Genomic DNA, 26,894 nt, shown 5'->3' with positions numbered 1-26,894 from the left:
GATCCGCGTGCGCGAGGATATGTCGGGCGCGGCGACGCCCCCACCATTGGGCAACGACGCCTTCGCCGATTCAGGCCGCCTCTTCCTCCGCATCCAGGCCATAGGCGGTGTGCAGCACGCGCACTGCCAGTTCCGTCTCATCCTCGTCGATCAGCACGGACACCTTGATCTCGGAGGTGGAGATCGCCTGCACGTTGATGCCGCGATCGGCCAGAGCCTTGAACATGGTGGCGGCGACGCCGGCATGGCTCTTCATCCCCACGCCGACCACGGAGACCTTCGCCACATGGCCATCGGTGATGATGCGGTTGTAGCCGATCACCCCGCGCTTGTCCTCCAGCAGCGCCTGCGCGCGGGCCAGATCGGCCTTGGGGACGGTGAAGGTCACGTCCGTCTCGCCCTTGTCGCGGCCGACGTTCTGGATGATCATGTCGACATTGATCGAGGCATCGGCGAGCGGGCCGAAGATATGGCTCACCGCGCCGGGCCGGTCGGGCACGCGGGTGAGGATCACCTTGGCCTCGTTCTTGTCATGCGCGATGCCGGTGACAAGCTGGCGTTCCATCTCAAGTCCTTCCATTTCCTCGTCGGAGACGATCATCGTGCCGGGAAGATCGTCCGCCGGCGGCGCATCATCATCGATAAAGCTCGACAGCACCTGCACCCGCACGCGGCTCTTCATGGCCAGGCCGACCGAGCGCGTCTGCAGCACCTTGGCGCCGACCGAGGCCAGCTCCAGCATTTCTTCGTAGGTTACATATTTCTGCTTGCGCGCCCGCGCCACGATCCGCGGATCGGTGGTATAGACGCCGTCCACATCGGTGTAGATGTCGCAGCGGTCGGCGCCGATCGCCGCCGCCACCGCCACGGCGGAGGTGTCCGAACCGCCGCGGCCCAGCGTGGTGATGCGGCCATCCGCGCCCACGCCCTGGAAGCCGGGAATCACCGCGATCACGCCGCGGCCCATTTCCGCCAGCAGCGCTGCAGAATCGATTTCGTGAATGCGTGCCTTGGCATGGGCTTCCTCGGTCAGGATCGGCAATTGCCACCCCAGCCAGCTGCGCGCCTTGCAGCCCATGGCCTGCAGGGTCAGCGCCAGCAGCCCGCTGGTCACCTGTTCCCCGCTGGCGACCACCACGTCATATTCCGCCGGATCATACAGCGGGTTGGCTTCGCGGCAGAAATTCACCAGCCGGTCCGTCTCCCCCGCCATGGCGGAAACCACCACCGCCACTTCGTGCCCGGCGGCCTGCTGCCGGCGCACGATATTGGCGACACGGCGAATCCGCTCGGTCCCGGCCATTGAAGTGCCGCCGAATTTCATCACGATCCGCGCCAATGCTGTGCTCCTGCCGTCCGGGTTCTGGTCTAGAACCCCGCGCGCTGTTAGGAGGCTCAAATGGGTGATGCAACTGTCGCAAATGCAACCATCCGGCCGGAGGAGGCGGCGCATTTCGGCGCGCTGGCGAAGGACTGGTGGGATCCGCAGGGCTCTTCGGCCATGTTGCACCGGCTGAATCCGGTGCGGCTGGCCTATATTCGCGATGCGATCGACCGGCACTGGCCGCAGGATGGCGAATCGCTGCGCCCGCTGGCGGGCCGCTCCGCGCTGGATATCGGCTGCGGCGCGGGCCTGCTGTGCGAACCGCTCGCCCGGCTCGGCGCGGAGGTCACGGGGGTGGACGCCGCCCCCGCCAATGTGGAAGCCGCCGCGCTCCATGCCGAAGGCGCCGGGCTCGATATCCGCTATATGGCGGGCGAGGTGGGTTTGCTGGACATCGGCCAGTTCGATCTCGTCACTTCGATGGAAGTGATCGAGCATGTGGCGGACAAGCCCGCCTTCGCCGCCGATCTTGCCGCGCGGCTCGCGCCCGGCGGGCTGATGGTGCTGTCCACGCCCAATCGCACGCTCGCCTCGCGCCTGTTGCTGGTGGACGGGGCGGAGGCCGTGGGCATGATCCCGCGCGGCACCCACCGCTGGAGCGATTTCATCACGCCGGAGGAGCTGGGCGAGCTGCTCGCCGGCGCGGGGCTCGCCATGGGGGAGCCGACCGGGATCGGTTTCTCTCCGCTGAAAGGCCTGCATCTGTCGCGCGATCTTTCGCTCAACTACATCGTCACCGCGCGGCACGCCTGAGGCGGCATGATCCTGCGCGACAAGCCGAGCTGGCTGGAGCTGGCCTTCGCGCTGCGCGGCTCCATCGTGCCGGTGATCGCGCCGCAGGTGATCCTGCTGATGCTGTTCGCCGCGGGCATCGTGTGGGCCCATGGCCATACCGGCGGCATTCCCGACATCGACAGCACGCCCTTCACCGTGTTCGGCGTGGCGCTGTCGCTGTTCCTCGGCTTCCGCAACAACGCCGCCTATGAACGCTGGTGGGAAGCGCGCAAGCTGTGGGGCGGGCTGGTGGCCGATCTGCGCAATTTCGCGCGCGAGGTTCAGTTCTTCATTGCCGATCCGGCGGTGCAGCAACGGGCGATCCGCCTTTCGCTGGCCTTCCTCCATCTGCATCGCGCCAATCTGCGCGGGTTGCGCGACGATCCGCAGGTGGCGGCGCTGGCCCGCGAGTTCACCGACGCCGTGCATCCGCCCTGCGCCGCGCTGGATGCGCTGTCCGCCGATCTTTCGCGCGCCCACGCGAATGGCCTGCTCGACGGCTTCGGCGCCCGCACGCTGACGGAGCGGATCGCCGCGATCACCGAGCGGCAGGCGGGGTGCGAGCGCATATTGGGCACCCCCTTGCCCTATGTTTATTCGCTGCTCGTCTATCGCACGACCTTCCTCTATTGCCTGCTGCTGCCGCTGGCGCTGGCCGATGCGGTGGGCTGGCTGACGCCGCTGTTCGTGGGCATCGTCGCCTATGTCTTCCTCGGCCTCGCCGAAGTGAGCGAGGATCTGAGTCACCCCTTCGGCAACACGCCCAACGCCCTGCCGCTGGATGCGATCTGCCGCACGGTGGAGATCAGCCTGGCGCCGCATCTGGGCGAACAACCGCCCGAACCGCTGCGCCCGCGCGCCTTCTATCTCAGCTGAGCGCCGCGCCCCATTCCCGGGCGTCGAAGCCGACCAGCAGCCCGCCCGGATATTCGACCACCGGCCGCTTGATGGTGGAATTGTGCTCCAGCATGATCGCCACGGCCTTCTCCGCATCGAGACCGGCCTTCTGGCCTTCCGGCAATTGGCGGAAGGTCGTGCCGCGCCGGTTCAGCAGCACTTCCCACCCCTTCGCCTCCATCCATGACCGCAGCCGCGCGGGATCGGCGCCTTCCTTCTTGTAATCATGGAAGCGGTATTCGAGCCCCTGCCCGTCGAGCCATGTGCGGGCCTTCTTCACCGTGTCGCAATTGGGAATGCCGAAGACGTGGATGGTCATGCCGGGGGCCTTTCTGTCGTTGCGCTGAAACACGCTGGAACACCTTGGAACAGGGTTCGTAGGAGAAAAATCCCCGCCCGCAAAAGTGCCCCGAACAGCGGGCAAAATGCCGCGATAACAGGGGTATGCGAGGGAAGGGCGGGGGCCGGGAGCATGGCGCGGCGGGTAGCGCGGCCGGCGCCGTGTAGGACAGGCTCTGCTCAGCCTTGCGGCGGCGCTTCGAAGTGGTGGATGCGCGGGGCGTCGCAGGCGAACAGCGTGTAGCTGGCGTAATAATCCGCTCGCCCGCGGGCCTGCACCACGCGATGGTCGGCCAGCCGGCCCCAGGCGCGGGCGGAGGCTTCGTCGCGCCATTCGGACAGGGCGATCACTTCGCCGTCATCGGCGACATAGCTCTTGAAGGAGAGATAGCCCGGCTGCTCCCGCGCCAGTTCCGCCATCCGCGCGGCATCGGCCGCATAGGCCGCCTGATCCATATCCGCGCGCTTGCGGTTGCGGAACACCACCAGGAACATCAGCGGCCCCCGCCCAGATGCGCATCGGCGATCGCCACCGCCAGCGCGTCCGCCGCATCGGGGCCGGCCACTTTCGCGCCGGGCAGCAGCACCTTCAGCATCGCCTGCACCTGCGCCTTCTCCGCGGCGCCCGTGCCCACCAGCGCCTTCTTCACCAGCCGCGTGGCGTGTTCCGCCACCGGCACGGATGCGCGCCCGCAGGCCGCCAGCACGGCGCCGCGCGCCTGCGCAAGCTTGAGCGTGGATTGCGGGTTCTTGTTCAGGAACACCTCCTCCACCGCCACGCGATCGGGGGCGTACTGGCCGATCACCGCATAGATCGCATCATGCAGATGGTGCAGCCGGTCCACCATGGGCGCCTGCGTGTCCGTCTTCACCTGACCATTTGCGACATGCGAAAGCCGCACGCCTTCGCTGCGCAGGACGCCCCAGCCGGTGCAGGTGAGCGAGGGATCGAGGCCGAGGATCAGCATGAGAGGGCCCGCGTGCCACCCGCCCCTGTTTCGTCACCCTGAACTTGTTTCAGGGTCCAATCCGCCGCCCGCACGGACGGAGCGGCGGGCCGGGTGGATGCTGAAACAAGCTCAGCATGACGAAGCTGGAACAAGGCAGGGCAGCGGCTGGTCCGGCCCTGCCACGTCACCCCAGCTTTTCCATCACTTCGTCGGAGACTTCGTAATTGCCCCAGACGGTCTGCACGTCGTCATCATCGTCGAGCGCGTCGATCAGCTTGAACAGCGTCTGCGCGTCGTCCTCCGGTACGTCCACGGTGAGGTTGGGCTTCCACGCCAGCTTCACGCTTTCGGCCTCGCCCAGCGCCTTTTCCAGCGCGCTTGCCACTTCGTGCAGGGCTTCCATCTCGGTCCAGATGGTGTGGCCGTCGGCGCTGCTTTCCACGTCGTCGGCGCCCGCTTCGATCGCGGCTTCCAGCACCTTCTCCTCGCTGCCCGCGCCGGCCGGATATTCGATCAGGCCCTTGCGTTCGAAGCCGTGGCTCACCGCGCCGCTCGCCGCCAGATTGCCGCCGTTCTTGGAGAAGGCGGTGCGCACATTGGTGGCGGTGCGGTTGCGGTTGTCGGTCAGCGCTTCGACGATCAGCGCGACGCCGCCGGGGCCGTAGCCCTCATAGCGGATTTCCTCGTAATCCTCGCCCTCGCTGGCCGATGCCTTGTCGATCGCGCGCTGGATATTGTCTTTGGGCATGGACTGCGCCTTGGCGGCGTTGACCGCCAGCCGCAGGCGCGGGTTCATGTCGGGATCGGGCATGCCCGATTTTGCCGCCACGGTGATCTCGCGGCTGAGCTTGGAGAACATCGCGGAGCGCTTCTTATCCTGCGCACCCTTGCGATGCATGATGTTCTTGAATTTGGAATGGCCTGCCATGTCTGTCCGTCTGTCTGGATCGGGTGGAACAACGGGGTTGGAAAATCGGCCAGCCCTCTAGCGGAGGCGAACGGCCCCGTCACCCCTCGGGCGGAGGCGCGGATCGGCCGGTCACAGGGTGACGGCGGTGCCGGAAACGCTGACCATCAGCATGGAACCGTTCTGGCCCAGGACTTCATAGTCGATATCGACGCCGATCACCGCATTGCCGCCCAGCCGGCGGGCTTCCTCGGTCATCTCCTCGATCGCTTCGCGGCGGGCGCGGGCGAGCACTTCCTCATACTTGCCCGAACGGCCGCCGACGAGATCGGTGATGGAGGCGAAGATGTCGCGAAACAGATTGGCGCCCACGATCACTTCGCCCGTCACGACGCCGAGGTAATCCTTCGCCGGGCGGCCTTCGATCGTCGGCGTGGTGGTCACGATCATGTCGCTTTGCGCATTGCCCCAGGGGCTTGCCATGCTGCCTTCTCCTCTCTCGTTCTTGCCCCGCGAGCATAGGCCTTCGGCCGCCCGCGGGGAAGCGAAAGCGGGCGCGATCAGCCGAGGCCGAGCGCCGCCTTGTAGGTATCGAGCACCATTTCCATCTCGCGCCGGTCGTCGGGCTTCATCTTCCGCAGGCGCACGATCTGGCGCATGATCTTGACGTCGTAGCCCACGGCCTTGGCCTCGGCATAAACGTCGCGGACATCGTCGGCGATGCCCTTCTTTTCTTCTTCCAGGCGCTCGATGCGCTCGATCAGCAGGCGCAGGCGATCGTCAGTGGCTTCGGCCATCGGGGGCTTCTCCGGTCAGATGGGTAGAATCGGTTGGGCGGCTCGATAGCCGGGCGCCGCGGGTCCGAGAACCCGGCACGCAAATTTTCCCCCGGGGTGCTGGTCAGCCGCGGTTGAGCGCCAGGCTGGTTTCCATCTTCGCCAGCTGCTCGGGCGTGGCCTCTGTCTGGTAGCGGGCCTTCCATTCCTCCATCGGCATGCCGTGGATCAGCGCCCGCGCCTGCGCCTTGTCCCCGTCATAGCCGGCATCGCGAATCCAGTCGGCCAGGCAGTTGCGGCAGAATCCGGACAGGCCCATCAGGTCGATATTCTGCGCATCGTGGCGGTGGCGCAGGTGCCGCACGAGCCGGCGGAAGGCCGCCGCAGCCACCGCATCGGGCAATTGATCGAGGGGATCGGTGGTATCGCTCATTTTCTGTCCTTGTCTTGTCGTGCCAGCCTGCAATAGGCAGCGCCTATGGCAAAATTCGATCCGCGCAGCCGCAAGGTCAAGATCCTCGCGACCATTGGCCCCGCCAGCCGCGACCCCGACATGCTGCGGCGCCTGTTCCGCGCCGGGGCCGACGCCTTCCGCTTCAATATGAGCCACGGGGACCATGCGTTCCACGAAGCCAACTTCAAGGCCGTGCGCGCTCTGGAGAAGCAGTTCAACCGCCCCATCGCCATTCTGTGCGACCTGCAGGGGCCGAAGCTGCGCGTGGGCACCTTTGCCGACGGGCGCGCGATCATCCCGCATGGCGCCCAGTTCGTGCTCGACCGGGACGATACCCCGGGCGATGCGCATCGCGTGTGCCTGCCGCATCCGGAACTGTTCGGCCTGATGCAGCCGGGCCAGCGCCTGCTGATCAACGACGGCAAGATCCGGCTGCGCGTGCTGGAGGCGGGCGATAGCCGCATCGTCTGCAAGGCCGAAGTGGGCGGGGTGATTTCCGACCGCAAGGGCGTGAACGTGCCCGATGCGGAAATCCCGATCCCCGCGCTGACCGAGAAGGACAAGCGCGATCTGGCCTTCGCCGTGGAGCAGGGGGCGGACTGGATCGGCCTGTCCTTCGTCCAGCGGCCGGAGGATCTGATCGAGGCGCGCCAGCTGATGGGCGATCGCATCGCCCTGTGCGCCAAGATCGAAAAGCCGCAGGCGGTGAAGCGGATTTCCGAGATCATCGACCATTCCGACGGCATCATGGTGGCGCGCGGCGATCTGGGCGTGGAGCTGAACCCCGAAGAAGTGCCGCCGCTGCAGAAGAAGATCGTCAACGCCACGCGGCTGAAGGGCAAGCCGGTGATCGTGGCGACGCAGATGCTCGAATCCATGATCGAAAGCCCCGCGCCGACCCGGGCCGAAGTGTCCGACGTTGCCAACGCCGTCTATGACGGGGTGGACGTGGTGATGCTGAGCGCGGAAACCGCCGCCGGCGAATGGCCGGAAGAAGCGGTGATGATGATGAACGCCATCGCCAGCCAGATCGAGCGGGATGAGGACTACAAGCTGCGCGTCCGCCTGCTGGACACGCCGCCCGAGCCCACCGTGGCCGACGCGCTGAGCCATTCCTGCATGACCATTGCCGATACGGTGGACCTCAGCGCCATCGTGGTGTTCACCTGGTCCGGCGGCAGCGCGCGGCGCGTGACACGCGAACGCCCGGCCGTGCCGGTGATGGTGCTCACCCCCTCGGTCAAGGTGGCGCGGCGCGTCTCGCTGCTGTGGGGCGCGCATGCGGTGGCGACCAAGGACATCGGCAGCTTCGAAGAGATGATCGGCAAGGGCAAGCGGATGGCGCTGCGCCACGGCTTCGGCGGCAAGGACAGCCGGATCGTGGTGATGGCCGGCGTGCCCTTCGGCGTTTCGGGCGCGACGAACCTCCTCCATGTGGTGACGCTGACGGGCGACGAGCTGGCGAAGCACGAAGGCTGAGCCGTCGCGTCCCCTGCGGCGCGCGCAATCACACGAAGGTCTGTTCGAGACATCGCCCGCCGCTGCGGCGTATGATGGCTGCGGTCCGGCGGCCACGCGCGAGGGGATTCGCGCGGGCGTGCCGGCAGCCCTTTGTGTGGAGACGCCAATGGCAGACACGCTTTCGAGCCGCGAGCATCAGCTGTTTCCTGTCCTCAACGGCACGGAAATCGCCGTCGCGCGGCGCTTCGCCAGTGGCCCGGAACGGTCCTTCGCCCCCGGCGAGGATGTCTATGCCATCGGGGAGCGCAATTCGCCGGCCTGGGTGGTGGTTGAGGGGCGGCTGGAGATCTTCCGGCGCGACGGGCTGGATCGCGAGGCACTCGTTACCGTCCATGGACCCGGCCAGTTCACCGGGGAAATCAACCAGCTGGCGGGCAATGCCTCGATCGCGCGTGGCCGCGCCGGGCCGGAGGGGTGCACCGCCTTCCCGATCGACGCGCCGCACCTTCGGGCGCTAATGATCGGTTCGGCCGAACTGGGCGAAACGGTCATGCGCGCGCTGATCCTGCGCCGGGTGGCGCTGATCGAGGAAGGCGGCGCGGGCACGATCATCATTGGCGAGCCGGACAGCCCGGATGTGGTGAAGCTGCAGGAGTTCCTTCATCGCAGCGGCTACCCCGTCCTGGTGCTGGACGTGGCGGTGGAAGGCGAAGGCAAGATGATGGTGGAGCGGCTGGGCGTTGCCCCCGCCGAACTGCCGCTGGTCGTCTGCCCTGCGGGTGCGATCCTACGCCGCCCGAGCGAGCGCCAGGTGGCCTGCTGCCTCGGTATCGGCACGGCCATCGATCCCACGGCGCTGCACGATCTGGCGATCGTGGGCGCGGGGCCGGCGGGCCTCGCGGCCGCGGTCTATGCGGCGTCCGAAGGCCTCTCGGTCATCGTGCTGGACGAACAGAGCATGGGCGGGCAGGCGGGTGCCTCTGCCCGGATCGAGAACTATCTCGGCTTCCCCACCGGCATTTCGGGTCAGGCGCTGGCCGGCCGCGCCTTCAACCAGGCGCTGAAATTCGGCGCGGAAATGGCCATCCCGCTCGGCGTGGAAAGGCTGGCGAAGCAGGGGGACCGCTTCCACCTGTCCGCCAGTGACGGGCGCAGCCTGCAGGCGCGGGCGCTGGTGATCGCATCCGGCGCGCGATACCGGCGGCTGGACGTCGAAAATCTCGAACGCTTCGAAGGCGCGGGGATCTTCTACTGGGTTTCGCCGGTGGAGGCGCGGCTGTGCGAAGGGCAGGAGGTGGCGCTGGTGGGCGGCGGCAATTCCGCCGGGCAGGCGATCGTCTTCCTCGCCCCGCGGGTGAAGCAGCTGAACCTGGTGGTGCGCCGCCCGATCGAAGAAACCATGTCGCGCTATCTGGTGGACCGCATCGCCGCCCTGCCCAATGTGACGATGCATGTCGGTGCGGAAGTGGTGGGGCTCGATGGGGACGAGGCAGGGCTCCTGTCTGCCGTCACCCTGCGCCGCAAGTCCGACGGATCGCAGCAGACCTATCCCTGGCAGCACCTCTTCCTGTTCATCGGCGCCGATCCCAATTCCGCCTGGCTGCCGCCGGAGATCGCCACCGATGCCGGAGGCTTCGTGGTGACGGGGGAGGGCGAGCTGGGGCTGGAAACCTCGCTCGCCGGCGCCTTCGCCATCGGCGATGTCCGCGCCGGTTCCACCAAGCGCGTCGCCGCCGCGGTGGGCGATGGCGCGGCGGTGGTGGCGCAGATCCACGCGCTGTTCGCCCGCGAGCAGGCGGAAGAGCCGACCGCCGCGCAGGGGGCGGAGCCGGCGCCGGCTTGAGCGCGCAGCCGGGTGTGTTACATCGTCACCGGGTCGCGCCCGATTATTCGACTGGAGACCACCGGTGATCCCCCCTTACCGCTTCATCCGCATGCAAGCGCCTGCGCTCGCCTGCCTGCTGGCACTGGCCGCCTGCGCCGATGCCGATCCCGAGCCGCTGACCGACAATTCCTGGACGGTGGATTCCCAGGATACGGATTTCGCCTTCGTCACGGTGAAGGCCGGTTCCGTGGTGGAGGCGCACAGCTTCAACGCGGTGAGCGGATCGGTGGCGCCCGATGGCGGTGCCGAGCTGGCGATCGACCTCTCTTCGCTCGAAACCGGCGTGGACGTGCGGGACGAGCGGATGCGCGCGATCCTGTTCGACGTGGCGAATTATCCCAAGGCGCAGGTCACCGCACAGCTCGATCCCGCGGCCTTCGGCGATCTGGCGGTGGGCGACAGCATGACGATGCCGGTGCATGCGGCACTCAGCCTGCATGGCGTGGAGCAGGAGGTGGACGCCGACCTGCGCGTGCTGCGCGCCGGGCCGGACAAGGTGGTGGTCGAAACGGTAAAGCCGATCATCGTCGATGGCGACAGCTTCGGCCTCGGCGAAGGCCTCGCCAAGCTGCAGGAACTGGCCAAGCTGCCCGCCATTACGCCTTCCGTGCCGGTGAGCTTCAGCATCACCTTCACCCGCGTGCCGCAGGGCTGATCGTCCGACGCGGCGGCGCGTTTACTTGCGGGCGGCCCCGGGGCCGCCTGCGAGCCCCAGCGCATCGCGCATGATGTAGAACACGTCCGTCTGGTCAAGCAGGCCGGTGAGGTTGAGGCTGCGCGGGCCGTAGGCGGCGACGCGCAATTGCGTGCCGGTGTGGCCCATGGAGCCTTCCTCCGCATTGCCGTAGCTCACCGTCATCACCGCGCCGTCCTTCGTCAGCAGCGCCTGGGTGAGGCCGGGCGCCTTTTCATCGGCATAGATAATCTGCCCGGCATGGGCATGGTCGGCCGTCACGATCACCAGCGTGTGGCCGTCCTTGCGCGCGAATTCCAGCGCCGCCTGCACCGCCTCGTCCAGATCCACCGTCTCGCCGATCTGGCCGCAGGGGTTGGCGGCGTGGGACTGCTTGTCGATGGAGGCGCCTTCCACCTGCAGGAAGAAACCGGTCTTGCGGGCGGAGAGCAGGTCTATCGCCTTGCGCGTCATCGCGGCCAGCGTGGGCTGGTCTGCCGGTCGATCCGGATTGGCCACGCAGGTCACCGGCGGCAGGTCGATATTGCCGTGATAGGTGGCGCGGGGGCCCTTCCAGCGCACGGCCAGATTGCCATCGGCGAACAGGCCCAGCAGCGGCTTGTCCGGCCCGGCGGCTTGCACGGCCGCCAGCTGGCCGGCGTCCGTCACCAGCGTGAAGCCGCGCGCCGCGGCCTGGTCCAGCAGCGAGCGCCCCTGCCACTGGCCGGCCGGGGCGGTTTGGCGGAAATATTGCGCGCCGCCGCCCAGCACCACATCGGGGCGGACTTCCAGCAATTGTTCGGCGATGGAGCCGCGCCCGCCGTTCTCCAGCGCATCGGTCGGGCAGGTCGTGCTCGTTTCCTCCGGCCCCTTGCAGTCGCGGTCCGCCACATGGGCGATCTGCGCGGCGGGCGTGGCGTCCTGGAGCTCGGCGGTGGAGACATCGCCCGTGGCAAGGCCGGCCGCCTTGGCCAGCTGCAGCAGGCTGGCGTGCGGCGCCCCGTGGATGTCCACGCCGATGGCGCCGTTATAGCTCTTCACGCCGGTGGAAAAGGCCGTGGCCGAAGCGGCGGAATCGGTGACATAGACAGGCTTTCCGGTCTCCCGGTCGAGCGAATAATGGGTGTATTGCCCGCTCACCGGCAGGGCATCGATTCCCTTGAAATAGCCGCCGGCCCCTTCGGCATAGTTGCGCGCCAGGGTGATTTCGGAATCGCCCATGCCATCGCCGATCAGCAGGATCACATTGCGCACTTCGGCCCGCGCATCGGCGGCGGCCATGGCCGCATAGGCCGCGCTGCCATCGCCCTGCAGGCGCCGCGCGCCCCCGGCAGCGGCCGCATCGCCCGCCTTGCCCCGCTGCAGCAGCTGGTCCTGCGACACATCCTGCGCCGCGCAGGGCATGGCAAGAGCGGCGCCGGCAAGCCAGACGAGCGCGAGCTTCTTCATCGGGGAATGTCCTTCTGCGGCCGGGAACGGCCAGTCGGGCGTCCGCCTAGGCCGGCTGTGTGAAGGCTTTATGTCAGCCGCGCGGCACGCGGGGGAGGGGCAGCGCCTACCAGCTGTTGCCCGCCGCCACCGCGCGCCGTTCCGCGCGGGAGCTTTCGCGCCCCAGAACCGGATTGCGGTGGGGGAAGCGGCCGAAGCGCGCGATCATCGCGTAATGGCTGCGCGCGAAGGGCAGGCCATAGCGCGGCCCCAGAGTGCGGAAGATGCGCAGGCAGCGCCGCTGGTCTGCCATATCCTCGCTGTGCATCAGCGGCATGGCCAGGAACTGGTGCTGCTGCTTGCCCAGTCGCGCGCCCCAGCCGCGCCGCAATGCGCCGCGCGTGATCGCCTGCGCCAGCGGATCGAAGGCGAAGGCCAGCGCGCTGTCGCGATAGATGTTGCGCGGCACCTGGTCGAACAGCAGGACTGCGGCGAGCGCGATCTGCGGATCGGCCAGGAACTCCCGCGCCGGGCGGCAGGACAGCATCGCCAGATCGCGCGCGAAGCGATCGCGCAGGGCGGCATCCACTTCCGGCCCACCGCCGAACCAGTCGGCGGGGCCGAGGCGGTGGAACCAGAAGTGGAGCAGTTCGGCCGCCCAGCGGCGTTGCGGGGCGGCCAAGCGATCAGTCCGCCTTGGTGTAGGGCACGAAGTTGTCGAGGAACACGACCCCGGTCATGAAGCCGGCGCTGCGATCCACCGTGCGGATCATGTCGCTGGTGCACAGCTGGCTGCCGAAGCGGTTGATGACGAGGATGTCGTTATCGTCCAGCGACCGGGGATCGCTGGGCCGCGCGACATAGATCGTCTTGCCCGCGTCATAGACGATGGCGGTGTGGTCGATCACCTTCAGCCGGTCGGTGCGGTTCTGGTTGATGCAGGATACCGGCTGCCCGGCCACGCGGCCTTCCAGCATCTTGGCCAGTTCCTTCTGGCCCTTTTCCGCGCGCGTTTCGGCCTGCGCCGGCACGGCGGCGATGGAGCAGGCGAGCACGGCGCCCGCCAGTGTCTTGAAAATCGTCTTCATGGCAAATCTCCCCTATTGGGACGATCCACCCCCCGTAGCGCAAAGCTGGTGAATGCAGCCTGTCCGGTCAAGCCCCCGGCTTGCCGCAAACCGCTGGCGCTCAGGCGCGGTGTTCTTCCGGCGGAAGATCGCCCACGTCCAGCTCGTGCAGGCTGCGTTCGGCGGGGCCGCCCTTCAGCACGAAGCGGCGATCGCAATAGCCGCAATCGACATAGCCCTTCTCGTCGATCTGCATATAGACCCGCGGGTGGCCCAGTGCCGCCGGGCGGAAGTTCGGGCCGTTGCGAATGTCGCCGGCGCCGTCGCACCAGACGCGCGGGCTGTCGACCAGGGTTGTTTCGGGCGCGTTGTCCATGGGCAGGCGCCCTATCGCGCCGCGGCGATTCCCGCAATATCCACCGCCGCCGCGCGCCGATTTCAGCAACAGGTTGGCGAACGGCGCCCGGCGTCCTAGATGCCGCAGGCATGAGCGACGCGGCAATCAGCATCCGGGATCTGGCGAAGACCTATGAAGGCGGCAAGCAGGCGCTGAAAGGCGTCAGCTTCGATGTGCCGCAGGGCGGCATCTTCGGCCTGCTCGGCCCCAATGGCGCGGGCAAGTCCACCATCATCAACATCATGGCCGGGCTGGTGATGAAGACCTCCGGCACGGTGGAGATCTGGGGCCACGATATCGACCGCGATCATCGCAACGCCAAGCTGTCGATCGGCATCGTGCCGCAGGAAATCGTGTTCGATCCCTTCTTCACCCCGTTCGAGGTGCTGGAAAACCAGGGCGGCATGTATGGCGTGGCGAAGCATTTGCGCCGCAGCGAGGAATTGCTGCGCGCCGTGCGGCTGGAAGACAAGCGCAATGCCTATGCCCGCACCCTCTCGGGCGGGATGAAGCGGCGCCTGCTGATCGCCAAGGCCATGGTCCATTCCCCGCCCATCCTGGTGCTGGACGAACCGACCGCGGGCGTGGACGTGGAATTGCGCCGCCAGCTGTGGGAACTGGTGGGCGAGCTCAATGCCGAAGGCGTGACCGTGGTGCTCACCACGCACTATCTGGAAGAGGCGGAGCAGCTGTGCGACCGCATCGCCATCATCAACCATGGCGAGCTGGTGACCAACAAGCCCACGCGCGAGCTGGTGGGCATGGCGCGCGAGAAGATCGTGCGCATCACCGTGGACCGCGATCTGCCGGCGCCGCCCGCGCCCGAGGAATTCCTCAAGTGCCAACTCACCGATCCGCGCACGCTGGAAGTCACCTATGACCGCGATCGCTACAGCGCCGGGCAGGTGCTGGAACGCGTGCAGCAGCTCGGCTTCGCCATCCAGGATGTGACCACGCGCGAGCCTGATCTGGAAGACGTGTTCGTGCAGCTGACCACCGCCGCCAAGGGCGGGCCCGCCTGAACCGCGCGCCGCGCCCGCGCGGCGCTCCGTATCTATCCCGCTTGCCGCCGGCGTTTCGCGCCGCCATGAACGCGCCATGGCAAGCACGCAGCACGAATATGACGTCCTCATCATCGGATCCGGCGCCGCCGGGCTCAGCGCCGCGCTCACCCTCGCGACATCCTGCCGCGTGCTGGTGCTGGCGAAGGGGCAGCTGAACAGCGGCTCCACCGCATGGGCACAGGGCGGGATCGCCGCCGTGCTCGATACGGGCGACACTTTCGAAGATCACATCCGCGACACCATGGTCGCCGGCGCCGGCCTCAACCGGCGCGAGACTGTGGAATTCGTGATCGAGAACGCCCCGCGCGCGATCGAGCGGCTGGTGGAACTGGGCGTGCCTTTCAACACCGAGGGGGCGGAACTCCACCTCACCCGCGAAGGCGGCCATTCGCACCGCCGCATCGTGCATGTGAACGATGCCACCGGCTGGGCGGTGGAGGCCGCGCTGCTGAAGGCGGCGGAGGAAAGCCCCAACATCACCCTGCTGCCCGATCGCACCTGCGTGGAGCTGATCACCGGCCGGCACGAACAGCGCTATTCCGGCTCCGGCCGCGTGTGGGGCGCCTATGCGCTGGATACGGCAACGGGGCGGGTGGAAGCCTATACCGCCCGGGCCACCATCCTCGCTGCGGGCGGGGCGGGGCGCGTCTATCAATTCTCCACCGCGCCGCGCGGCGCCACCGGCGATGGCATCGCCATGGCCTGGCGCGCGGGGGCGCGCGTCTCCAATATGGAGATGATGCAGTTCCACCCCACCTGCCTCTACAATCTCGAGGTCAAGAACTTCCTCATCACCGAAGCGGTGCGGGGCGAGGGCGGGCGGCTGATAAACCCGCGCGACGGCCGCCGCTTCATGGAGGAATACGATCCGGAGCGGATGGAGCTCGCCCCGCGCGACGTGGTCGCCCGCGCGATCGATGCGGAGATCAAGCGCTTCGGTCTCGATTACGTCCATCTCGATATCAGCCACATGCCGCCCGAATTCGTCTCGGGGCACTTTCCCAACATCTATGAAAAGCTGCTCGGCCTCGGCATCGACATGACGCGGCAGCCGATCCCGGTGGTGCCCGCGCAGCATTACACCTGCGGCGGCATCCTGATCGACCTCGCCGGCCGCACCGATCTACCGGGCCTCTATGCCGCCGGCGAGTGTACCGAAAGCGGCCTCCACGGCGCCAACCGCCTCGCCTCCAACTCGCTGCTCGAATGCTTCGTCTTCGGCGATGCGGCCGCGCGCGACATCCTCGCCAACTGGGGCAGCTTCGACGCGCCGCCGCCGATTCGCGAATGGGATGAAAGCCGGGTGACCGATTCCGACGAGGAGGTCATCATCAAGCAGAACTGGACCGAAATCCGCCGCTTCATGTGGAACTATGTCGGCATCGTGCGCACCACCAAGCGGCTGGAACGCGCCGCCCACCGCATCAAGATGCTGTATGACGAGGTGGAGGATTATTACGGCCACTTCCGCGTGACCACCGACCTCATCGAATTGCGCAACCTGCTGCAATGCGCGGACCTGATCGTCAAAAGCGCCCTCCGCCGCCACGAAAGCCGCGGGCTGCACTACACGCTGGACTATCCCGAGACGGATGCGGTGGCGCGCGATACCGTGCTGGTGCCCTGAGGGGCGGATGTCTGGCTGGCGGGCCTGGCTGGAGCGCATCCTTCGACAAGCTCAGGATGAGCGGATGGGGGTAGGAGGCTGCCCACTCCTGTTTTCCGGATCACCACCCCCGCTCATCCTGAGCCTGTCGAAGGATGCGCTCCCAACTCTCCTCCCTCTTCCGCTCGTCCTGAGCCTGTCGAAGGACGCGCGCCGAGGCCGCTACTCTTCATCCTCCCGCTTGCCCTGCCGATTGCGAGCAAGAGCGCGGACCCGCTCCCAGTTACCGGCAATCAGCGCTTCCTTCTTGGCACGGGTCCAGCCCTTAACCCGTCGTTCTGCAGCAAACGCCTCCTCCCGCGTGGGAAAATCGCCTGACCACACCAGCGTGACCGGCCTGCGCGCGGCGGTGTAGCCACCCAGCGCACCCGTCTGGTGCTGCGCCATGCGTTGATCGAGGTCGTCCGTGTGGCCGGCGTAATAGGAGCCGTCATTGCAGCGCAGGAGGTAGGCGTAGAAGACCATCGCGCTGCTTTACCGTCAGTGCGCATCCTTCGACAGGCTCAGGATGAGCGGATTTGGGGGGAATTCGCCAGTACCCGCTTCCCGCGCTCCGCCAAACCCCACGCCGCTCATCCTGAGCTTGTCGAAGGATGCGCTCCCATAACCAGCACCCGCTCATCCTGAGCCTGTCGAAGGATGCGCGCCAACCTTGCAACTCGCCCACATTTCGATCCCATCCGGCCCGCTTTCCGCAGCAAGATTCCCCCGCCGGATTCCAAAGATTCAAGTCGCCGCAGCGATATTCCCTGGGCAGAAATTTTTGCACCGATTCAAAAAGCCTCTTGCGGTGCGCGCGACCCCAGCTTTTTCGCGCCTGCCGCTCCTTTCCACAAGCGTATTCGATCGGTCGGGTTTGCCTTGACCGGGGCGTCTCGCAAGATTCCCCTTGCATATTGCCCCCGACAACAATCACTATCTAGCGCACATCCTTTGCCCGAAGGCACTAGATGTTGATTTGTTCTTCAGATGTCCAGAGGGAAGGAGTTTCATATGAGCAGGCGAAGGGTTCCGTTCGAGGTCGCGGGTTTCGTGAACCGCTGCACCTATGTTGTGGACAGCTTTCGGGGGACTGAGGGCTTTCGCTGGTGCCTTTTCGTGAACGACAATTTCGACGATGCAGACATGCTCCCGTGGGACGGCGAGTCGGACGGTCAAGAGCCCCCATTTTGAGGGTCAACGGCCACCAAATAAATCTCTGGACGAGCTTGTTGACATCCAGTGTAGATCGATTCAAAACCACCACCACTAGCCGGAAGGCGGGCGGAGACCCACAAGATGAAGGGTCTTCGAAAAGTCAGAAAGTGATTTGAGTCTTGGTCTCTGAAAGGCTTAGCTTTTCGGAGTATCACGATTCGCACCCTGCCCGGCGAGATCAGTGGGGGACCAATTATGGCATTTCGCGAGGATGGACTCTTGGATTCCGTGGAGCAAATCGAAGTTGACGCGGGACACGCGAGCCAAAGAACGGCGATAAACTCCTCGAAAACGGCCGGAGGCAAACCCACATCCAAGGTGATGGACAACAACGATTCCGGTAGCGAACAGCTGGTGGCTGCGGCCGCAGGTGCGGCCCTGGCCGAAGCGGCACAGCAGGCCGCCCTCTCGCAGGACGATTCCAAGTCCGTCCGCCCGCGGCGCTTCGATGTGCAGACCGACCCGGCGCGTGATGCGAACCTGACCGAATTCGGCAAGGAAACGCTGACCGATCGCTATCTGCTGCCCGGCGAAAGCTATCAGGATCTCTTCGCCCGCGTGGCCGATTGCTATGCCGACGATGCGGAGCATGCGCAGCGGCTGTATGACTATATCTCCAATTTGTGGTTCATGCCGGCCACCCCGGTGCTGTCCAACGGCGGCACCAATCGCGGCCTGCCGATCAGCTGCTATCTGAACTCGGTGGAAGACAGCCTGGAAGGCATCGTCGGCACCTGGAACGAGAATGTGTGGCTGGCGAGCCGCGGCGGCGGCATCGGCACCTATTGGGGCAATGTGCGCGGCATTGGCGAGCCGGTGGGCCTCAACGGCAAGACCAGCGGCATCATCCCCTTCGTGCGGGTGATGGACAGCCTGACGCTGGCGATCAGCCAGGGTTCGCTGCGGCGCGGCTCCGCCGCATGCTATCTCGACGTCTCGCATCCGGAGATCGAGGAGTTCCTGGAGATCCGCAAGCCCAGCGGCGATTTCAACCGCAAGGCGCTGAACCTGCATCACGGCGTGCTGCTGACCGACGAATTCATGGAAGCGGTGCGCAACGGCAGCGAGTTCAATCTCCTCAGCCCGCGCGATGGTTCGGTGCGCAAGACGGTGGATGCGCGCGCGCTGTTCCAGAAGCTGGTGGAAACCCGCCTGGCGACGGGCGAGCCCTATATCGTCTTCTCCGACACGGTGAACCGGATGATGCCGCGCCATCACCGCGAGCTGGGGCTGAAGGTCTCCACCTCGAACCTGTGCAGCGAGATCACCCTGCCCACGGGCATCGACCATCTGGGCAATGATCGCACGGCGGTGTGCTGCCTCTCCTCGCTCAACCTCGAGAAGTGGGACGAGTGGAACGGCGACAAGCGCTTCGTCGAGGATGTGATGCGCTTCCTCGACAATGTCCTGCAGGATTACATCGACCGCGCGCCCACGGAGATGGCGCGGGCGAAATATTCCGCCATGCGCGAACGCAGCGTGGGCATGGGCGTGATGGGCTACCACTCCTTCCTGCAGAGCAAGGGCATCGGCTTCGAAAGCCCGATGGCCAAGGTGTGGAACCTCAAGATGTTCAAGCACATCCACCAGAAGGCCAACGAGGCCTCCATGGTGCTGGCGAAGGAGCGCGGCCCGTGCCCCGATGCGGAAGATATGGGCGTGATGGAGCGCTTCTCCTGCAAGATGGCGATCGCGCCCACGGCCAGCATCAGCATCATCTGCGGCGGCACCAGCGCCTGCATCGAACCGATCCCGGCGAATATCTACACGCACAAGACGCTGTCGGGCAGCTTCGTGGTGAAGAACCCCTATCTGGAAAAGCTGCTGCAGAAGAAGAGCAAGGATTCCACCAATGTGTGGAACTCGATCCTCGAAAAGGGCGGATCGGTGCAGCATCTGGATTTCCTGACGCCGGAAGAAAAGGCGGTGTACAAGACCAGCTTCGAAATCGACCAGCGCTGGCTGCTCGAATTCGCGGCCGACCGTTCGCCCTTCATCGATCAGGCGCAGAGCCTCAACCTGTTCATCCCCGCCGATGTCGACAAGTGGGACCTGATGATGCTGCACTTCCAGGCGTGGGAGAAGGGCATCAAGTCGCTCTATTACCTGCGCAGCAAGAGCGTGCAGCGCGCGGGCTTCGCCGGCGGCGTGGAAGCGGACAACACCAAGGACGCGGCGAAGTTCGAACTGGCCGGCGAACAGACCGATTACGAGGAATGCCTCGCCTGCCAGTAAACGCTTGAGGCGGAACCTTCGCGCCGGGCGCCGGGTTTATCCGCCAGCCCATGAAGGAGGTTCCGCCCATGCCTGCTGCCGGTTCCGCAGATCATCCCGCCCCCGCGATCGCCATGCGATTGTCCGCGATGAACGGGGAGGCGGGGGCATGATCCGCCGCGCGGCGGCCGCCATCGGCCTCGCCCTGCTGCTGGCCGCCTGCGCCAGCCAGTCGCCCGATGCGGTGAGCAATGCGCCCAGCGCGCCGGGTTTCCTGCTGGGGCTGTGGCAGGGCTTCATCTTCCCCTTCGCCTGGATCGGCTCGCTGGTGAGCCCCGACATCGCCGTCTATGCCGTGCCCAACAATGGCGGGTGGTACGATTTCGGCTTCTTCCTCGGCGTGACCGTGCTGGGCGGGGGATCGTGGTTCACCTCCCGCTCCCGCCGCCGGGACTGAGGGCGCCCTAGCCAATTCTTAACCATCGCTGCGCTATGGGTGCGCCATGCGCAGCCGCGGCCGAAAGATACCCTTCCAGTTCGGACATGCCGAGATCGGCATGAGCCGCTATGTCGTGCTGTATCTGGCGCAGGCGGGCTGGGTGGTGCTGGGCTGGTTCCTGGCCAGCCGTTCGCTCTGGCCCTCCACCTGCCAGCCGGACGGTATCCTCAAGGCCTATATGTGCAGCTTCCACCTGCCCGACAATCGCGGCTGGGTGGAGGCGGCGCTGTTCACCTGGATGTGGTCCACCCCCCTGCTGATCACGCTGGTGGCCATCGGCCTGCTGCGCCGCTCCGGCCTGCTGCGCCAGCGCTGAACCGCGCGCGTGCGCTCGCCCCGGGGCCGCCCCGGCGAGGCGGGGCAAATTTCCGCTTATCCACGCCGAATCATATCCGCTTGCCTTCGCTTCCGGGGCATGATTCCCTATGTTGGAACTTCACGCGAACACGCCCGGAGACCACAACATGTCGCTGCTCGAAGCCCGCAAGACCTACAAGCCCTTTGAATATCCCTGGGCCTATGAGTTCTGGAAGCGGCAGCAGCAGGTCCACTGGATGCCGGAGGAAGTGCCGCTGGGCGAGGATTGCCGCGACTGGGCGCAGAAGCTCTCCGACCATGAGCGCAACCTGCTCACCCAGATCTTCCGCTTCTTCACCCAGGCGGATGTGGAAGTGCAGGATTGCTATCACGAGAAATACGGCCGCGTGTTCAAGCCCACCGAGGTGAAGATGATGCTGGCGGCCTTCAGCAATATGGAAACGATCCATATTGCCGCCTATTCGCACCTGCTCGACACCATCGGCATGCCCGAAAGCGAATATGGCATGTTCCTCGAATACGAGGAGATGAAGGCCAAGCACGATTATTTGCAGATGTTCGGCGTGGATACGGACGAGGATATCGCCCGCACGCTGGCCATGTTCGGCGGCTTCACCGAAGGGCTGCAGCTCTTCGCCAGCTTCGCCATGCTGATGAACTTCCCGCGCTTCAACAAGATGAAGGGCATGGGCCAGATCGTCAGCTGGTCCGTGCGCGACGAATCGCTGCATTGCGAAGGCATCACCCGCCTGTTCCACGCCTTCTGTGCGGAGCGGGGCTGCCTCACCCGCAGCGTGAAGGAAGACATCATGGACATGTGCCAGAAGACGGTGCGGCTGGAAGATGCCTTCATCGACCTGGCCTTCGAAATGGGCCCGGTGCCGGGGATGACGGCCAAGGAGATCAAGCGCTACATCCGCTACATCGCCGACTGGCGGCTGGGCCAGCTCGGCCTGCCGGCGATCTACATGGTGGACGATCACCCGCTGCCCTGGCTCGCCCCGCTGCTGAACGGCGTGGAGCACGCCAATTTCTTCGAAACCCGCGCCACCGAATATTCCAAGGCCGCCACGCGCGGCAATTGGAACGACGTGTGGAGCAGCTTCGACAAGCGCCACAAGGCGAAGAAGGGCGAAGAAGCCAACGACGCGCTGGACGACGGCCCCGGCCTGTTCGGCGACGCGGATGGGGTGCAGGCGGCGGAGTAGGGGCGGCGTATGAGCACAAACACTGTCAATCTAGATGCCATGATCTCGCGCTCTGATTTCGCCAGTAGCGCCGGAAAAATGGCATCTCAAGCCTCGGACAACTTTGAGAAGATCGCTCTCAAAGATGTTGTAGGTGATGGCGCCTGGTTACCTAAATTGCTTAGAAAGCCAGATTTTCAGCGGGAAACAACGCACTGGAAAACGTCGCAGATCGCGATGTTTATCGAGAGCTTCTTGGAAGGCGAGTTGATCCCTGCAGTTATCTTGTGGAAGTCAGATACTCATATTTTCGTGATTGATGGCGGCCACAGATTGAGTGCGCTGTTAGCTTGGGCGCAAGATGACTATGGAGACGGACCACGATCCCATAGCTTCTTCAAAGGTGAACTGACAAACGCTCAAAAGCGCTTAGCGCGGCAGGCTCGCTTAGAAGTTGAAAGGCGGGCGGGAACGTTCCTGCATTTTCAGGCCAAGCTTAATAGCAGTGAAGAGGGCAGCGTAGACCCCCGTATAATGAATTTCGCTACTCGGGGATTGCAGGTCCAATGGATCGTCGGGGACGCAGACAAAGCAGAATCTTCATTCTTCAAAATAAACACGCAAGGTTCGGTGCTAGATCCCGTTGAAACTCGTATATTAAAGCATCGGAGGAAGGCTCCGGCGATTGCAGCGCGTTCTGTCGTGCGCGCAGCCACAGGGCACAAATATTGGTCGAAATTCGAAGAAGCAGTACAGCAAAATATAAGTGAAAAAGCGCAAAGTCTGCATAAAGCGCTATTTTCTCCCGAAGTAAGTTCGCCTTTAAAAACGATCGACTTGCCCCTCGGGGGTACGAGCTCCATCACCAATGCTCTAGATCTTTTGATTACTCTCGCGCAGCTATCGGATCGAGAGGGGCGGCCGCTCGAAAGGTTTGATGTTGATCCCGACGGCTCCCAGACCCTCGTCATACTAGATCAATTAGACAAAATTGTCGGGCGAATGATCGGCAATAAACCGAAGAGTTTAGGCCTTCATCCATTTGTATATTTCTATACATCCAAGGGTAGGCATTACCCGCCTCTGATGCTGGCGATGTTTAGTATTATCGCAGAGAAAACGCTTTCGAATGATTCTTTTTGGTTCAGGAAGTTTACGGAAAGACGAGAAAAGATTGAGCAAATACTAATTGAGCATAAAGGAATTCTGACTCTTCTCATATCTGCCTTAGGAAGTAAGGCGCGCATTGAAGGTAGTCAGAAGGCGTTAGAATATGTTTTTGATCGTTCCAATGATTTGGAATCTACGATCACTCCTAATGATTTTGCCCAGATCCTAGGGTTAGAGAGTAGGCTGTATACGATACAGTCTAAACCCGGCGCTGAGTTCTCAGACGATGCTAAAAGTTACGCATTTCTCAGGGAGTCCCTCAAGCAAGCAATAAAATGTCCGCTTTGTGGAGGTTATCTTGATCCCACAAAGTCGGCATCGTATGACCACATCATTCGTAAGGCAGACGGTGGAGCGGGGGGCGAAGAGAATTGTCAGATCACGCATCCTTATTGTAACTCAATAAAGAACTAATAATCGTAATTGCCAGATTGTGGCCTCGCCACCGGCCAATTCGGCGCAGAGGAAAACGGGTGTAGTGGCGCTGACTACACCTTAAACGCTCTGACCGCCGCCGTCCTCCGCCTGCGCCCCATCTCCTGACCCAGCCCTCCCATCGCTCCCCACTTTTGCGCGGGCGCGGAAAGTGGATATAGGCGGGGCGAATCACGCGCTGCCATGCTGCCGATCGGTTCGGCGGGCGGGGGCGCGGGGCTACAGACCCGCTCGTCCTGAGCCTGTCGAAGGACGCGCGCCGATGGAGAGAGCATGACCGACCGCATCACCAGCTGGCATTCGAACCCGAGCAAGCCGAAATACACGCCGCCCCCCGGCGCGGTGGATGCGCATTGCCATGTCTTCGGCCCGATGGCGCAGTTCCCCTTCAGCCCCAAGGCGAAGTATCTGCCCGAAGACGCCGGGCCGGAGATGCTGTTCGCGCTGCGCGATCATCTGGGCTTTGCGAAGAATGTGATCGTGCAGGCGAGCTGCCACGGCACGGACAATTCGGCCACGCTGAACGCCATCGCCCGCTCGAACGGCAAGGCGCGCGGGGTCGCGGTGGTCGATCCGGCGATTTCGGACGAGGAACTGGCCGCGCTGCATGATGGCGGGATGCGCGGCATCCGCTTCAACTTCCTGAAGCGGCTGGTGGACAATGCGCCGAAGGACAAGTTCCTGGAAGTCAGCCGCCGCCTGCCCGCCGGCTGGCATGTGGTGATCTATTTCGAGGCGGATATTCTGGAGGAGCTGCGCCCCTTCATGGACGCCATCCCCGTGCCGATCGTGATCGACCACATGGGCCGCCCCGATGTGACGCAGGGGCCGGACGGACCGGATATGAAGGCATTCCGCGCGCTGCTGGACAGCCGGCCGGACATTCACTTCAAGCCCACCTGTCCCGATCGGCTGGACCCGAGCGGCGACCCGTGGAACCAGTTCGCCGAAGCGGTGGCCCCGCTGGTGGCGGATTATCCCGATCGCTGCATCTGGGGGACGGACTGGCCGCATCCGAACCAGCAGTCGATCCTGCCGGACGATGGGCATCTGGTGGACATGATCCCGCGGATCGCCCCGACCGCGGAATTGCAGCAGAAGCTGCTCGTGGCGAACCCCGAGCAGCTCTACTGGTCCGATTGAGGCTTACTGTTCGTCGGTGCCCTTGACGCCCGCGTCAGGTTCATCGACGTCCACCACCGGCACTTCCACCGTCTTTTCCTCGGTGCGCACGTTCACATCGGGCGCATCGACATCATATTCGGGCAACTCGCCTGCATCCACGCTCACTTCGGGCGCTTCGCCTTCCTTCGTCTGCTCCACATCGCAGGCGGAAAGCATCAGGGCCGCGCCCCCGGCGGCGGCGCAAAGGCTGAGTGTTCTCATGATTAAACTCCGTACGGTTCTTCTTGTTGGACTTACGAAACCGGTTTGATGCCGGGAACGTTCCCCGGGGCGCGGTCATGCGCCGCCGGTCACAGCTCCTTGTCGGCCATGTCCTTGAGGTGATCCTCCACCTCGTCGCCCTTTTCGCGCAGCGCATCGGCGCGCTGTTCGGCGGCCTGCTGCTCCGCCTTGGGCGCGCCTTCAGCCAGCGATTCCACCACATCCGCCTGCGCATCGTAGGATTTGTCGATGGCTTCGGCCTGTTCGTTCACCTGCTTTTCCGCCGGGCTTTCGCCGCAGGAGGCGAGCAGCAGGGCAAGGGCGGTGAACGGAACGGCGATCCGGGCGGTGGTGATGGTTTTCATGCGGGTTCCCTCTCTTGTCCGGCCTGCGCATGCGGTGCGCGTGCGGGCGGGCCTCAGGGGGATGAACGCCGGGCGCGGCGGGTGGTTTCCGCCCGCCACAGCACGCCGGGCTTGTTGCGGCGCCACATTACAGGTAGGGGCGCGCCAAATATTCCTCCAGACGAGAAGAAAACCCATGAGCCTGCGCAACGTGGCGATCATCGCCCACGTCGATCACGGCAAGACCACGCTTGTCGATCAATTGTTCCGCCAGTCCGGCACCTTCCGCGACAACCAGCGCGTGGAAGAGCGCGCGATGGACTCCAACGATCTGGAGAAGGAACGCGGCATTACCATTCTGGCCAAGTGCACCAGCGTGGAATGGCAGGGCAACCGGATCAACATCGTGGATACGCCCGGCCACGCCGATTTCGGCGCCGAGGTGGAACGCATCCTCTCCATGGTGGATGGCGTGATCCTGCTGGTGGACGCGGCCGAAGGGCCGATGCCGCAGACCAAGTTCGTCACCGGTAAGGCGCTGGGCCTCGGCCTGCGCCCGATCGTGGTGGTCAACAAGATCGACCGCTCCGACGCGCGGCCGACCGAAGTGCTGGACGAGGTGTTCGACCTGTTCGTCAATCTCGACGCCAATGACGAACAGCTCGATTTCCCCGTGCTCTATGCCTCGGGCCGGGCCGGCTTTGCCGGGCTGACCGAAGATGTGCGCGAAGGCGATCTGACCCCGCTGTTCGAAGCGATCGTGGGCCATGTGCCGCAGCCCGATCTCGATCCCGATGGCGAATTCGCCATGCTGGCGACGCTGCTCGACCGCGACAGCTTCCTTGGCCGTATCCTCACCGGCCGCATCGAAAGCGGTCGGCTGGAAGTGGGCATGCCGATCAAGGCGCTGGATGTGAACGGCAACCAGGTGGAAGCGGGCCGCGCCACCAAGGTCTTCGCCTTCCAGGGGCTGGAACGCGTGCCGGTGCTGCATGCGCAGGCGGGCGACATCGTCGCCATCGCCGGCCTCACCACCGCCACCGTGTCCAACACGCTGTGCTCGTCCACGGTTTCGGCGCCGATCCACGCGCAGCCGATCGATCCGCCGACGCTCTCCATGACCTTTGCCGTGAACGACAGCCCCTATGCGGGCCGCGACGGCGACAAGGTGCAGAGCCGCGTGATCCGTGACCGGCTGGAGCGGGAGGCGGAAAGCAATGTCGCCATCCGCATCAGCGAAAGCGCCGAGAAGGACGCCTTCGAAGTCGCGGGCCGCGGCGAATTGCAGCTGGGCGTGCTGATCGAGAACATGCGCCGCGAAGGCTTCGAACTGTCCATCAGCCGCCCCCGCGTGCTGTTCCGCGACGGGCCGGAGGGCCGGGAAGAGCCCTATGAGACCGTCGTCGTCGATGTGGACGATGAATTCTCCGGCACGGTCGTTGAGAAGATGGCGCTGCGCAAGGCGGAGATGACCGACATGCGCCCCAGCGGCGCGGGCAAGACGCGCCTCACCTTCTCCGCCCCCAGCCGCGGCCTGATCGGCTATCACGGCGAATTCCTCTCCGACACGCGCGGCACCGGCATCATGAACAGGCTGTTCGAGAAATACGGCCCCTACAAGGGCCCGATCACCGGGCGCCAGAACGGCGTGCTGATCTCGATGGAGCAGGGCGATGCAGTGGCCTATGCGCTGAACGCGCTGGAGGATCGCGGCATCCTGTTCATCAGCCCGGGCGAAGCGCTCTATCAGGGCATGATCATCGGCGAGAATGCCAAGCCGCAGGATCTGGAAGTCAATCCGCTCAAGTCCAAGCAGCTGACGAACTTCCGCGCCAGCGGCAAGGATGAAGGCATCCGCCTCACCCCACCGCGCCGCATGACTCTGGAGCAGGCGATCGCCTACATCCAGGATGACGAGCTGGTGGAAGTGACGCCCAAGAGCATCCGGCTGCGCAAGCGCTACCTCGATCCGCACGAGCGGAAGAAGGCTGCCCGCTCCGCCGGGTGATGAATAAACAATTG

30 protein-coding genes are annotated in these 26,894 nt (G+C 64.9%); 15 read left to right on the top strand and 15 right to left on the bottom strand.

Going from position 1 to position 26,894, the window contains the following annotated elements; all coding sequences use genetic code 11:
• Positions 1-70: 70 nt before the first annotated feature.
• A complete protein-coding gene (locus AEB_RS01110) occupies positions 71-1,339 on the bottom strand; it encodes an aspartate kinase (protein WP_119081434.1) in 1,269 nt (422 codons plus the stop codon).
• 60 nt (positions 1,340-1,399) lie between these two features.
• Between AEB_RS01110 and ubiG the strand changes: the two genes are divergently transcribed.
• Together ubiG and AEB_RS01100 are read left to right on the top strand one after the other, a co-directional pair.
• Complete coding sequence (gene ubiG, locus AEB_RS01105; RefSeq protein WP_119081433.1) at positions 1,400-2,137, top strand: bifunctional 2-polyprenyl-6-hydroxyphenol methylase/3-demethylubiquinol 3-O-methyltransferase UbiG; 738 nt, start codon at positions 1,400-1,402, stop codon at positions 2,135-2,137.
• A gap of 6 nt (positions 2,138-2,143) precedes the next feature.
• Positions 2,144-3,034, top strand: coding sequence for a bestrophin family protein (locus AEB_RS01100; RefSeq protein WP_119081432.1), 891 nt, complete (start codon positions 2,144-2,146; stop codon positions 3,032-3,034).
• On the opposite strand, the gene AEB_RS01095 is transcribed toward AEB_RS01100, so the two are convergent.
• The 7 genes from AEB_RS01095 to AEB_RS01065 form a co-directional block, all read right to left on the bottom strand.
• The gene (locus tag AEB_RS01095) at positions 3,027-3,374 is read right to left on the bottom strand and encodes an arsenate reductase (RefSeq protein ID WP_119081431.1); all 348 of its coding nucleotides are present in this window, start codon (positions 3,372-3,374) and stop codon (positions 3,027-3,029) included. The genes AEB_RS01100 and AEB_RS01095 overlap by 8 nt on opposite strands.
• 200 nt (positions 3,375-3,574) lie before the next feature.
• A complete protein-coding gene (locus AEB_RS01090; protein WP_119081430.1) occupies positions 3,575-3,889 on the bottom strand; it encodes an antibiotic biosynthesis monooxygenase family protein in 315 nt (104 codons plus the stop codon).
• A complete protein-coding gene (gene ruvC, locus AEB_RS01085; protein ID WP_119081429.1) occupies positions 3,889-4,362 on the bottom strand; it encodes a crossover junction endodeoxyribonuclease RuvC in 474 nt (157 codons plus the stop codon). Before ruvC ends, AEB_RS01090 begins: the two co-directional genes overlap by 1 nt.
• 166 nt (positions 4,363-4,528) lie before the next feature.
• A complete protein-coding gene (locus tag AEB_RS01080; RefSeq protein ID WP_119081428.1) occupies positions 4,529-5,272 on the bottom strand; it encodes a YebC/PmpR family DNA-binding transcriptional regulator in 744 nt (247 codons plus the stop codon).
• Positions 5,273-5,383: 111 nt separating this feature from the next.
• Entirely contained in the window at positions 5,384-5,701 is a 318-nt protein-coding gene (locus AEB_RS01075; protein ID WP_119084380.1) for a heavy metal-binding domain-containing protein, read from the bottom strand.
• Positions 5,702-5,811: 110 nt separating this feature from the next.
• Complete coding sequence (locus AEB_RS01070) at positions 5,812-6,048, bottom strand: DUF2312 domain-containing protein (protein ID WP_119081427.1); 237 nt, start codon at positions 6,046-6,048, stop codon at positions 5,812-5,814.
• Positions 6,049-6,151: 103 nt separating this feature from the next.
• The gene (locus tag AEB_RS01065) at positions 6,152-6,460 is read right to left on the bottom strand and encodes a DUF1244 domain-containing protein (RefSeq protein ID WP_119081426.1); all 309 of its coding nucleotides are present in this window, start codon (positions 6,458-6,460) and stop codon (positions 6,152-6,154) included.
• Between the two features lie 45 nt (positions 6,461-6,505).
• Between AEB_RS01065 and pyk the strand changes: the two genes are divergently transcribed.
• The 3 genes from pyk to AEB_RS01050 all read left to right on the top strand — a co-directional run bounded on the left by pyk (position 6,506) and on the right by AEB_RS01050 (position 10,482).
• Complete coding sequence (pyk, locus tag AEB_RS01060) at positions 6,506-7,960, top strand: pyruvate kinase (protein WP_119081425.1); 1,455 nt, start codon at positions 6,506-6,508, stop codon at positions 7,958-7,960.
• A 148-nt stretch (positions 7,961-8,108) separates the two neighbouring features.
• Positions 8,109-9,785 carry an FAD-dependent oxidoreductase gene (locus AEB_RS01055; RefSeq protein ID WP_119081424.1) on the top strand — a complete coding sequence of 559 codons (1,677 nt, stop codon included), beginning with the start codon at positions 8,109-8,111 and terminating at the stop codon, positions 9,783-9,785.
• A gap of 64 nt (positions 9,786-9,849) precedes the next feature.
• Positions 9,850-10,482, top strand: a complete 633-nt coding sequence (locus tag AEB_RS01050) for a YceI family protein (RefSeq protein ID WP_231958841.1) — start codon at positions 9,850-9,852, stop codon at positions 10,480-10,482.
• Positions 10,483-10,503: 21 nt separating this feature from the next.
• Here AEB_RS01050 and phoA read toward each other — a convergent pair whose 3' ends face one another.
• The 4 genes from phoA to AEB_RS01030 form a co-directional block, all read right to left on the bottom strand.
• Positions 10,504-11,949: an alkaline phosphatase gene (gene phoA, locus AEB_RS01045; protein WP_119081423.1), complete on the bottom strand. Its 1,446-nt coding sequence runs from the start codon at positions 11,947-11,949 to the stop codon at positions 10,504-10,506.
• A gap of 106 nt (positions 11,950-12,055) precedes the next feature.
• Complete coding sequence (locus tag AEB_RS01040) at positions 12,056-12,610, bottom strand: DUF924 family protein (protein WP_119081422.1); 555 nt, start codon at positions 12,608-12,610, stop codon at positions 12,056-12,058.
• A gap of 4 nt (positions 12,611-12,614) precedes the next feature.
• A complete protein-coding gene (locus AEB_RS01035; RefSeq protein WP_119081421.1) occupies positions 12,615-13,016 on the bottom strand; it encodes a hypothetical protein in 402 nt (133 codons plus the stop codon).
• A 100-nt stretch (positions 13,017-13,116) separates the two neighbouring features.
• Positions 13,117-13,371: a zinc-finger domain-containing protein gene (locus AEB_RS01030; protein ID WP_119084378.1), complete on the bottom strand. Its 255-nt coding sequence runs from the start codon at positions 13,369-13,371 to the stop codon at positions 13,117-13,119.
• 110 nt (positions 13,372-13,481) lie between these two features.
• On the opposite strand from AEB_RS01030, the gene AEB_RS01025 reads away from it, so the two are divergent.
• Positions 13,482-14,414, top strand: coding sequence for an ABC transporter ATP-binding protein (locus tag AEB_RS01025; protein WP_119081420.1), 933 nt, complete (start codon positions 13,482-13,484; stop codon positions 14,412-14,414).
• 76 nt (positions 14,415-14,490) lie between these two features.
• Positions 14,491-16,083: an L-aspartate oxidase gene (gene nadB, locus AEB_RS01020; protein ID WP_119081419.1), complete on the top strand. Its 1,593-nt coding sequence runs from the start codon at positions 14,491-14,493 to the stop codon at positions 16,081-16,083.
• A 201-nt stretch (positions 16,084-16,284) separates the two neighbouring features.
• Here nadB and AEB_RS01015 read toward each other — a convergent pair whose 3' ends face one another.
• Entirely contained in the window at positions 16,285-16,587 is a 303-nt protein-coding gene (locus tag AEB_RS01015) for a GIY-YIG nuclease family protein (RefSeq protein WP_119081418.1), read from the bottom strand.
• Between the two features lie 528 nt (positions 16,588-17,115).
• Between AEB_RS01015 and AEB_RS01010 the strand changes: the two genes are divergently transcribed.
• The 7 genes from AEB_RS01010 (at position 17,116) to AEB_RS00980 (ending at position 24,285) form a co-directional block, all read left to right on the top strand.
• Positions 17,116-17,295 (top strand): hypothetical protein, encoded by a 180-nt coding sequence (locus tag AEB_RS01010; protein ID WP_119081417.1) that lies wholly within the window; start codon positions 17,116-17,118, stop codon positions 17,293-17,295.
• A gap of 300 nt (positions 17,296-17,595) precedes the next feature.
• Positions 17,596-19,554: a ribonucleoside-diphosphate reductase subunit alpha gene (locus AEB_RS01005; RefSeq protein WP_442858065.1), complete on the top strand. Its 1,959-nt coding sequence runs from the start codon at positions 17,596-17,598 to the stop codon at positions 19,552-19,554.
• A gap of 148 nt (positions 19,555-19,702) precedes the next feature.
• Entirely contained in the window at positions 19,703-19,990 is a 288-nt protein-coding gene (locus AEB_RS01000; protein ID WP_119081415.1) for a hypothetical protein, read from the top strand.
• Positions 19,991-20,036: 46 nt separating this feature from the next.
• Complete coding sequence (locus tag AEB_RS00995) at positions 20,037-20,348, top strand: hypothetical protein (protein WP_119081414.1); 312 nt, start codon at positions 20,037-20,039, stop codon at positions 20,346-20,348.
• 148 nt (positions 20,349-20,496) lie between these two features.
• Positions 20,497-21,558, top strand: coding sequence for a ribonucleotide-diphosphate reductase subunit beta (locus AEB_RS00990; protein ID WP_119081413.1), 1,062 nt, complete (start codon positions 20,497-20,499; stop codon positions 21,556-21,558).
• Positions 21,559-21,567: 9 nt separating this feature from the next.
• A complete protein-coding gene (locus AEB_RS00985; RefSeq protein WP_119081412.1) occupies positions 21,568-23,121 on the top strand; it encodes an HNH endonuclease family protein in 1,554 nt (517 codons plus the stop codon).
• A gap of 294 nt (positions 23,122-23,415) precedes the next feature.
• Positions 23,416-24,285 (top strand): amidohydrolase family protein, encoded by an 870-nt coding sequence (locus tag AEB_RS00980; protein ID WP_119081411.1) that lies wholly within the window; start codon positions 23,416-23,418, stop codon positions 24,283-24,285.
• A gap of 3 nt (positions 24,286-24,288) precedes the next feature.
• Here AEB_RS00980 and AEB_RS00975 read toward each other — a convergent pair whose 3' ends face one another.
• A complete protein-coding gene (locus tag AEB_RS00975) occupies positions 24,289-24,528 on the bottom strand; it encodes a hypothetical protein (protein WP_119081410.1) in 240 nt (79 codons plus the stop codon).
• A gap of 89 nt (positions 24,529-24,617) precedes the next feature.
• A complete protein-coding gene (locus tag AEB_RS00970; RefSeq protein ID WP_119081409.1) occupies positions 24,618-24,893 on the bottom strand; it encodes a hypothetical protein in 276 nt (91 codons plus the stop codon).
• A gap of 175 nt (positions 24,894-25,068) precedes the next feature.
• On the opposite strand from AEB_RS00970, the gene typA reads away from it, so the two are divergent.
• Positions 25,069-26,880, top strand: coding sequence for a translational GTPase TypA (gene typA, locus AEB_RS00965; RefSeq protein ID WP_119081408.1), 1,812 nt, complete (start codon positions 25,069-25,071; stop codon positions 26,878-26,880).
• Positions 26,881-26,894: the final 14 nt, after the last annotated feature.

This window comes from Altererythrobacter sp. B11 (genome assembly GCF_003569745.1).
Taxonomy (GTDB): domain Bacteria; phylum Pseudomonadota; class Alphaproteobacteria; order Sphingomonadales; family Sphingomonadaceae; genus Croceibacterium_C.
This window is presented reverse-complemented; position numbering and strand designations above follow the sequence as displayed.